8 protein-coding genes are annotated in these 8,384 nt (G+C 60.5%); 3 read left to right on the forward strand and 5 right to left on the reverse strand.

Annotation, left to right across the window (positions count from 1 at the left end; genetic code table 11):
- A partial coding sequence (locus Mhypo_RS16310) for an E3 binding domain-containing protein (RefSeq protein ID WP_206074944.1) occupies positions 1–251 on the reverse strand: 251 nt, incomplete at its 3' end.
- Between the two features lie 172 nt (positions 252–423).
- On the opposite strand from Mhypo_RS16310, the gene Mhypo_RS16315 reads away from it, so the two are divergent.
- Positions 424–1,497, forward strand: a complete 1,074-nt coding sequence (locus Mhypo_RS16315; protein WP_119342311.1) for an aminopeptidase — start codon at positions 424–426, stop codon at positions 1,495–1,497.
- A gap of 60 nt (positions 1,498–1,557) precedes the next feature.
- Here the strand turns inward: Mhypo_RS16315 and Mhypo_RS16320 are convergent, their stop codons facing one another.
- The 3 genes from Mhypo_RS16320 to Mhypo_RS16330 all read right to left on the reverse strand — a co-directional run bounded on the left by Mhypo_RS16320 (position 1,558) and on the right by Mhypo_RS16330 (position 5,313).
- On the reverse strand, positions 1,558–3,234 hold the full coding sequence (locus tag Mhypo_RS16320) for a 30S ribosomal protein S1 (RefSeq protein ID WP_119342312.1): 1,677 nt from the start codon (positions 3,232–3,234) through the stop codon (positions 1,558–1,560).
- A gap of 353 nt (positions 3,235–3,587) precedes the next feature.
- Positions 3,588–4,295, reverse strand: a complete 708-nt coding sequence (locus tag Mhypo_RS16325) for a molybdenum cofactor biosynthesis protein (RefSeq protein ID WP_119342313.1) — start codon at positions 4,293–4,295, stop codon at positions 3,588–3,590.
- 112 nt (positions 4,296–4,407) lie between these two features.
- On the reverse strand, positions 4,408–5,313 hold the full coding sequence (locus Mhypo_RS16330) for an HrcA family transcriptional regulator (protein ID WP_119342314.1): 906 nt from the start codon (positions 5,311–5,313) through the stop codon (positions 4,408–4,410).
- Positions 5,314–5,631: 318 nt separating this feature from the next.
- On the opposite strand from Mhypo_RS16330, the gene Mhypo_RS16335 reads away from it, so the two are divergent.
- Entirely contained in the window at positions 5,632–6,993 is a 1,362-nt protein-coding gene (locus Mhypo_RS16335; protein WP_119342315.1) for an ammonium transporter, read from the forward strand.
- 11 nt (positions 6,994–7,004) lie between these two features.
- On the forward strand, positions 7,005–7,355 hold the full coding sequence (locus Mhypo_RS16340) for a P-II family nitrogen regulator (protein WP_119342316.1): 351 nt from the start codon (positions 7,005–7,007) through the stop codon (positions 7,353–7,355).
- Between the two features lie 191 nt (positions 7,356–7,546).
- On the opposite strand, the gene Mhypo_RS16345 is transcribed toward Mhypo_RS16340, so the two are convergent.
- Positions 7,547–8,278 (reverse strand): hypothetical protein, encoded by a 732-nt coding sequence (locus tag Mhypo_RS16345; protein ID WP_119342317.1) that lies wholly within the window; start codon positions 8,276–8,278, stop codon positions 7,547–7,549.
- Positions 8,279–8,384: the final 106 nt, after the last annotated feature.

Consider the following 8,384-nt stretch of genomic DNA (forward strand, 5'->3'; position numbering starts at 1 on the left):
CCTAGCTGTACCCCCTCCTTCTGCAAGGCTGCCTGGGCCTGGGCCATATCGGGGATGGCGCCCGGTGGGGGGGCCATTTCTTCGGGGGCTGGGGGCAGGTTGACCTCGCCCGCCATAACCTTTGCCAGGAAAGCCAGAATGTCGCGCTCGACCACCGTGCCATCGGGGCCGGTGCCCTTAATTTGGCGCCAATCTATGCCGTTCTCTTCCGCCAGACGACGGGCCAGCGGGGTGATTTTGACTTCGCTCATGCTTTCTACATCATAGCGCAGAAGTGGCGAATTTCACGTGTATATGCGCAAGAGAAAAGACAATGGAGGCCAAATTGCCTGAAATTATCGTTCAAATTGGGTATTACGGTTTGCACTTAATCTTTTTTTGGGGGGTCGTGGCTTTACGGCCAAGCGGGTATAACTGGAGGGTATGGAAACCCGTTTTGCGGCCCTGTTGGCCGAGTACTGTCTGGACTTGCAGCCCGGCCAGACGCTCCTGATTGAAGCCGAACCGCCGGCCCTGCCCCTGCTCGAGGCCCTGCATGCGGTGGCCTTGCAGCGCGGGGCCTACCCCCTTGTGCAACTCTTCCCTGCGGCGACCTCGAGGCCCTTTTTTCTGTACGGGGAAGCCTGGCTCAACCAGCCGCCCCTGCCCCAGTTGCGGCTCATGGAACACGTGGACGCCAGCCTGCGCATCGAGAGTGCGCAAAACCCCCTCGAGCTCGCCGAGGTGCCCCCGGCCCGTCTGGCTCAGTTTCGAGCAGGCTGGCGGCCCTACCAGCAAATGCGGGCCCGCAAGCGCTGGTGCCTGACGCTCTACCCCACTGCCGGTTATGCCCAGCAGGCCGGCATGTCTACGGCGGGCTTTCGGGCCTTTGTGGAGCGGGCCATGTACCTCGACCGCCCCGACCCCATTGCGGCCTGGCGCGAGTTGTCGGCCTTCCAGGCGGCCCTTATCGAGCGGCTGCAAAAGGTGAAGGAAATTCGTATCCAGGCGGATGGAACCGACCTGCGGCTGCGGGTGGAGGGGCGAAAGTGGATCAACTCCGATGGCAAGCGCAACATGCCTTCGGGCGAGGTGTTCACCGGGCCCCTCGAGACCTCCGCCGAGGGCGAGGTCCGCTTCAACCTGCCGGTGGTGGTCTCGGGGCAACGGGTGGAAGGGGTACGTCTGCGCTTTCGCGAGGGGCGGGTGGTGGAAGCCAGCGCCTTGGCGGGGGAGGCGTACCTTCACAGGATGCTCGAGGCCGACCCCGGCGCGCGCTGCCTGGGCGAGCTGGGCATCGGCACGAACTTCGGCATTAACCGCCCTACCGGCCTTATCCTCTACGACGAAAAAATCGGCGGCACGGTACACCTGGCCCTGGGGCAAAGCTACCCCGAGACCGGCGGTACCAACGCCTCCTCGATCCACTGGGACTTGATTCTGGACTTGTGCCAGGGGGGGCGTCTGCTGGCTGATGGGGAGGTGTTGCAGGAGGAAGGACGGTTTGTGGGTTTGTAGGGCAAAAAGCTTGACCATAAGAAAAGCCGCCCGCGGGCGGCTTTTCTTGAGAGATCAGCATCAGGCTTTTTCTTTGTCCTTGTCCTCTTCCAGGCTAAGCTGGCTCAGGAGGTCGCCGAACACGTCGCCGAGCTTCACGTTGGTGGTGGACGCAGAGGCCACGCTGGGGTCGTAGTTGGTGTAGGCAGCTGCGCCAGAAGCACCCCCGTAGTCGAAATCGCGCTCGCGGCCACGCCCTTCGCGGGGGCCCCCCTTCCCTTTAGGACGCTTGGGACGCTCGCCGCCCTTGCCCTCGCGGCGGCCCTTGCGGCCTTCGCCCTCTTCGTCGCCGGGGATGTTTACTGCCTGGGGCGGTGGGGTCAGGAGGCGCTTGCGCGAGAGGCTAATGCGCTGCTCCACGGGGTCAATCTGCAGGATGGCCGCCTCGACTTCGTCGCCTTTCTTGAACAGCTCGGAGGGCTTCTCGACGCGCTCGTAGGCCAGCTCGGAGACGTGAATGAGCCCTTCGATGCCGGGTTCGATCTCCACGAACACCCCAAAGTCGGTCAGGCCCGTGACCTTGCCCTTGACCGGGGTACCGGGCGGATAGCGGTCGGGCAGGCTCTTCCAGGGATCGGGCTGGGTTTGCTTCAGGCCCAGCGAGAGGCGGCGTTCGGCGGGGTCAATGCGCAGCACCTGGGCTTCGACCTCCTGGCCTTCCTTCAAGATTTCGCTGGGGTGCTTGGGGCGCTTGGTCCAGGACAACTCAGAGATGTGGATGAGGCCCTCGAGGCCCGGCTCCACTTCCACAAAGGCCCCGAACTGGGTCAGGCCCACAACCTTACCGGTGAGCTTGGAGCCGATGGGGTGCTTTTCCGAAACGGTCAGCCAGGGGTCTTCGGTAAGGGCCTTCATGGAGAGGTTGACCCGCTCTCGCTCGGTATCCACCGAGAGCACCTTGGCCTTCACGGTCTGGCCCTTTTGTACTACATCCTTGGGGTGGTTGAAGCGGCCCCAGGTGATCTCGCTGCGGTGTACCAGGCCATCCACCCCGCCCAGGGCCACGAACACGCCAAACTCGGTGACCTCGACCACCTGGCCCTCGACGATATCGCCTTCCTTCAGGCTGGAAAGAATCTGGCTGCGGGCGGCTTTTTGCTCGGTTTCCAGCACGGTGCGACGCGACAGGATGACCCGGCCCTTCTTGCGGTTGAGTTCGATGATTTTGACCAGGAAGCTCTGACCTACATATTCGTCGAGCTCTGGGGTGCGTTTGAGATCTACCTGGCTGGCAGGCAGGAAGGCGCGAATCCCTTCAATGGTAGCGACCAGACCCCCCTTGACCTTTTCCTTCACCTCCACCATCACCGGCTCGCCCTGGTCGTACAGAGCTTGCACCTTGACCCAGCTCTGGTCGGCCTCGGCCCGCTTTTTGGAAAGCACCACCTGGCCGTTCTCGAGGTCGGCCCGCACCACGTAGGCGGTCACGGTGTCGCCTGGCTTGAGGAGATTTTTAAGCTCCTCTTCGGGCAGGTTCTCCTCGGTGAGCTGGTTGAGCGGAATGATGGCTTCGGTGCGCGCGCCGATGTCCACCATTACACCGTCGTTGGTGACGAACACCACCGTACCGGTGACAATCTGGCCGCGCTGCACGGTCTTCTCGAGCCTTGCCTCTGCATCTTGCAGGGCTTGCTCCATGCTAAAAACTTGGGGCTCGTTTCCAGTTTCCACTGGAGTCTGGGTAGCTTGGTCTTCCATTCGCCTGTTTCCTCTCTGCCTTTACCATCTGTCGCGCCAAAATTCCCACCCAGATTGCTCTGGGTTTGGTTTGGGATGGTCTGCGCGACGGGTTGTCTCCCCAGGGATTCTAGACCCTAAGCTGAGACATACCTGTTAGTTATAGCACAGGTTTCTGGGTTTGTCCAACACGGCCTAACCCAATTGAGCGGGTACAGATACTCAGTCCAGAGCGGAGTTTCTCATACTTCACTCGGCTGCTGAAAGTTACAGAATAAGGGCACTTTATGGACCACAGCATTGTTTGCTGACCAGCCAGGAAGCGTGGGTTTTTGGAGCAGTCAGCCTTCGGCGCTTGGCCATCTGCTACTGCGCTAGAGCTTGAATTCTTCGGGTGTATGCCCCTCCACCCAGTGAGACCCATCGGGCAGGAACTCCTTCTTCCACACCGGTAGAACTTGCTTGACCCGCTCAATTGCGTAGCGGCAGGCCTCGAAGGCTTCGGGACGGTGGGGGGCCGAGACCACAATTAGAATGGAACCTTCGGCGGGCATCACCCGGCCCAAACGGTGCCACAAGGCCACCCGGCCCAGCGCCCAGCGCTCGCGCATCTCGGCGATAATCTGCTGCATCACTTTCTCGGCCATGGCCGGATAAGCTTCGTATTCCAGATGGGTCACGGCCAGGCCTTTGTTGGGGCTGCGGGTGGTGCCCAGAAAGCTGATGACCGCCCCATAGGGGTCGTCCGAGGCCCAGTCCACCCAGGGCTGCACCTGCAAAATCTCGTGGGTCAGTCCAAAACGATCGTTTTCCACTTGCTTGTGGGCGTCGAGTTTGGGTGATGTCGAGCCTCCCGATACCGGGGGCAAGAAAGCCAGCTCGTCGCCGTCCTCGAGGCGGTCGCCGGGTTGAGCGAGTTGCTCGTTGATGGCCGCCAGCCCCCCCGAGAGTTGCAGGGGGTACTGCTGTTCCAGCAGGGCTTTGGCATCGGCTACGGTTGAACCATCGGGCAGATCGAGCTGCAGCCGGGCCTGCCCCGCCTGCTCACGGAAAAGGGCAAATAGCAAGACTTGAATTCTCATAAATATAGATTGTCCAGGCTCGAGGGCCGAGTGTCTAGAGCTAAGAGCTCAGAAGCTCAAAATGCTTACCTAAACCATCCCCGGAAGCCCCGGGCTTTAGCCGCAGGGTGGTTTACTTCCCCATATACGCCTGGCTCATGGTAAAAGCTACCGAGAGGGCCTTTTCGTAGCGCATGCGTACCGGGCCCAGCAGTGAGAGCTCGCCCACCTGATCGTTAACCCCGATTCCGGCCTGTACCAGCGAGAGCCCATCCTCCTCGCCGACCCGGACGTTCACACCCCCTGGGGGAGTGAGGATGGAGTCGTTGGGGGTCTCGAAAACTGCTATAGCCTGGCGTAAAAACAAGGGGTTCTGGGCCTCCGGCTCGCTCAGCAACAGCCCCATCCCTTCCCGATACTCCTCCTGGCTGCCATGGGCAAATGCTCTTCCGATGGACTCGTACAGCTCCATCATGGCGGGCGTGCTGGCCGTAACAGGCTGGGTTGCTTTAAACAAGCGTTGCTCTGCTTCACTCAGCTGGGCTTCGGTGGGGGTGAAGGATAGCTCTATACGGGCCTCGCGTACCCGACCGCCTTCCAGAACAGCAACAGCCAGCACCTTACCGGGTGTCAGGTTGGAAAGGTGCACTTGCAACAGTTTGGGTGCACGCTGTGGGCGAAGGCGCAGCAAGGCCGGATAACCTGAGAGCTTGGAGGCCACCTGGACTACCAGCGCTTCACGCCTGGGGCCAGCGTCCTCTAGCACCTGGGCCAGCTTGTCCTGGGTGGCCTGGGGCAGGGGGTTGGGCGGCAGTTTGGACAGGGCATAGTGGCGGAACCCGGCGCGGGTAGGGACGCGGCCAGCGGAGGTGTGGGGCTTGCCGATCAAGCCTTGCAGCTCGAGCTCAATTAACTCATAGCGTACCGTGGCAGGCGACAACGACAACTGCTCAGCCAGTACCCCCGAAGGTACGGGCGCCTGGGTCTGGATATAGGTATCTACCAGCAGATGCAGAATGCGCCGTTGCCGCTCCGTCATGTTCAACTCCCAGTTTAGAACCAAACCGGTCGTCTGTGGTATGGCGGGTTGCATTGTGGGGTGCTTCGCAATGCCACGCCATCCCTGCTCCAGGAATCTGTAATGAAGGTCTTAAACATACTATATTGCTTGCTGTTCGATAAAAACCTAATCAAATTGTACTGCATTGAAACGGCAAAATGTAAATTTCACACCAGTATTCAATATATTTTTCCGTATGTTTGGATAAATGTCATCAAATTTTTGTACATTTGTCACAAATACAATTGACAATATGCAAAACCTCGGGTAGTCTCTTGCCCAGGAGGTGAAAGGTTGATGAAAAACCTTCGACTACCGATATTCCTGGGGGCTATGGCGATGGGCCTAGCCTTTGCCGAAGACCCCGAGTTCAGCGCAGCAGACACCGCCTGGATGCTGGTGGCCACCGGTCTGGTGCTCTTGATGACCCCGGCGCTGGCCTTCTTCTATGGCGGGCTGGTGCGCTCCAAAAACGCCCTCAATACCATGATGATGAGCTTCTCGGCGCTGGGCTTTGTGGCGGTGGCCTGGGCCTTACTGGGCTATACCCTGGCGCTCTCGGGCGATGGTAACTTTATCGGCGACCTGCGCTACTTGTTCCTGAACAACGTGGGTATGGAGAACAAGGGGGCCATCGCCTCCATCACCATTCCCCACATGCTCTGGATGATCTTCCAGGGCACCTTTGCCATCATCACCGCCGCGCTGGTCTCGGGGGCGGTGGTGGAACGCATGCGCTTCCCGGCCTTTTTGCTATTCATCACCCTCTGGGGCCTCTTTGTGTATGCCCCCATCGCCAAGTGGGTCTGGGGGGGTGGCTTCCTGGCCGACCTGGGGGCCTGGGACTTTGCCGGTGGCACGGTGGTACACATCAACTCCGGTATTGCTGCGGTGGTAGCTGCCCTGGTGCTGGGAGCACGTAAGGATTTCGGGCGGCAGGCCATCCTGCCCCACAATGTGCCCTTTGTGTTGCTGGGGGCTGCTCTGCTCTGGTTTGGCTGGTTTGGCTTCAATGCGGGTAGCGCCTGGGCCGCCAGCGCAACCGCAGGGCTGGCCCTGACCAACACCATCTTGGCTCCGGCGGCCACCATTGTGGTCTGGTCGCTGCTTGATCTGATGCGCACGGGCCGGGTAACCGCCGTGGGGCTGGCCACCGCGATTGTGGTGGGCCTGGTGGTGATTACCCCAGCCGCCGCTTTTGTTTCGCCCTTCTTTGCCCTGGTGATGGGTGCAATTGGGGCTTTCCCTAGCTATTATGTGCTGCTATGGCGGGCCAAGAGTGGCCTCGACGACTCGCTCGATGTGTTTGCTGCGCACGGGGTGGGCGGTATCACCGGCGCTATTCTGACCGGGGTATTTGCCCAGAAGGCGGTGAACGGCTTGTTCGACGGCCTAATTGCGGGCAATCCGGCCCAGGTGCTGATTCAGGCCTTTGCGGTGTTGATTGCGGTGGTCTACAGCGGCGCCATGACCTTTCTGCTGCTAAAACTGGTGGGGGCCATTACCCCGCTCAAGGCTGCGGTTAAGGAAGAGGGGGTGGGTATGGACATCACCCAGCATGGCGAAGAAGCCTACACCAGCGGCGAAGGTGCCATCCTGGTCAAGAGCGAAGCTGCCATGCCGGTGGCCAGACCCAAGGCTGTAGGCGGTACCGATTAGGGAGAACAGCCATGAAACTGATTGTAGCCATCGTTCGGACGGAGAAGCTCAACGATGTGTTAGAGGCGCTTTTCAAGGCCGAGGTGCGGGGCCTTTCGATCAGCCGGGTGCAGGGTCACGGCGGCGAGACCGAGCGGGTCGAGACCTACCGGGGTACTACCGTTAAGATGGAACTCTCGGAAAAGGTACGCCTGGAAATCGGTGTTTCCGACCACTTTGTCGAGCCTACCGTACGGGCCATTCTGGCTGGTGCGCGCACCGGCGAGGTAGGGGACGGCAAAATTTTTGTGCTGCCGGTGGAAAAGGTCTACCGCATCCGTACCGGCGAGGAAGACACTGCGGCCGTAACCCCGGTTTCTTAATCGAGCTGCTACCAACCAGGTGGATAACCTCCACCTGGATTTTTATGCCGCCTATTCAAACAAACCCCAGCCAGAGTGGCCCACCGCGAATACCCAGTGCTTGCACCAGTAGTGCTTGCACCATTACAGCGCTTTTTGCTGTGCCGGGTATATCACGCCGCACCGCGTGGGGTCGTAATGGTGAGAGGCAATCACATTTTTTGCACGCTTAGAAGGCCGATAGCGCTCCCGCTGAGGTCGGAGATGTAAAGCGTGTGACCCGATGCCACGATCTGACCTGGGTGGAGGGCTTCTCTGGTCTCGAGGTACAAGCACAGGTGCCCGGGAATGTGAAGAATCTCGAGCCCCTCCGGCCTGGGGCGCACCCGCAGGCGCTCGAGGACCGGGTCCTCAATAGCCTCTCCCAGGTCGTACTCGCCCATCATGGTCGGGAGGTATTTGCGCCGCTGCTCTGGGGCTGCGCCAAAAAAATCCAGACTGATCAGGCTGGGCGTGGTCGGAGGGTGTAACACCCGTACCTCGCCTCCCTCGGATGGCCCATAGCTCAAGCTCCGTCCCGTGCTCGTCGGCTTATCTCGCAGGGTGGTCTGGGCCCTTTGGCGCAGGCGAACCCAGATCTGGCCAAGCCCCGCCAGGAGCATCACCCCCAGCAGCCCCATCAAAGCCCACCCCCAGCCCGGCCAGCCCCGCGAGACCCCAAGAGGGGGCACCGTTAGTTGCAGGACTGGGGGAAGCTCGACCAGAGCGCCAGGAGCACCTTCCACTTTGAAGACCGTCTCGAGGACGGCTTCTTGTGTGCTCGGATTGGAAACACGCAGCTCGAATCGTTCGCCGGGGCGCAAAGAAATGGCTTCCGGGTGGTTATTGTAGCTTACCCGCAGGACGGAGGGGACTTCTTTAAGACTGAGCTCAATAAAAGACATGGTTTTTCCTTGGGCTAAAGTTTAGCCCGGTTGGCCTCGGCGGTCAAAATTCCCTTAGCGGGCCGGGCCGGTCACCCTTCGATCGGCGATGGGCGGTAGGAAGCGG

This window comes from Meiothermus hypogaeus (genome assembly GCF_003574035.1).
GTDB classification, from domain to species: Bacteria; Deinococcota; Deinococci; order Deinococcales; family Thermaceae; genus Meiothermus; species Meiothermus hypogaeus.

What these genes read in the sequence shown, in the direction of transcription:
- Mhypo_RS16315 (WP_119342311.1), top strand. Translation starts at nt 424, where the DNA reads ATGGAAACCCGTTTTGCGGCCCTGTTGGCCGAGTACTGTCTGGACTTG.
- Mhypo_RS16320 (WP_119342312.1), bottom strand. Translation starts at nt 3,234, where the DNA reads ATGGAAGACCAAGCTACCCAGACTCCAGTGGAAACTGGAAACGAGCCC.
- Mhypo_RS16325 (WP_119342313.1), bottom strand. Translation starts at nt 4,295, where the DNA reads ATGAGAATTCAAGTCTTGCTATTTGCCCTTTTCCGTGAGCAGGCGGGG.
- Mhypo_RS16330 (WP_119342314.1), bottom strand. Translation starts at nt 5,313, where the DNA reads ATGACGGAGCGGCAACGGCGCATTCTGCATCTGCTGGTAGATACCTAT.
- Mhypo_RS16335 (WP_119342315.1), top strand. Translation starts at nt 5,632, where the DNA reads ATGAAAAACCTTCGACTACCGATATTCCTGGGGGCTATGGCGATGGGC.
- Mhypo_RS16340 (WP_119342316.1), top strand. Translation starts at nt 7,005, where the DNA reads ATGAAACTGATTGTAGCCATCGTTCGGACGGAGAAGCTCAACGATGTG.
- Mhypo_RS16345 (WP_119342317.1), bottom strand. Translation starts at nt 8,278, where the DNA reads ATGTCTTTTATTGAGCTCAGTCTTAAAGAAGTCCCCTCCGTCCTGCGG.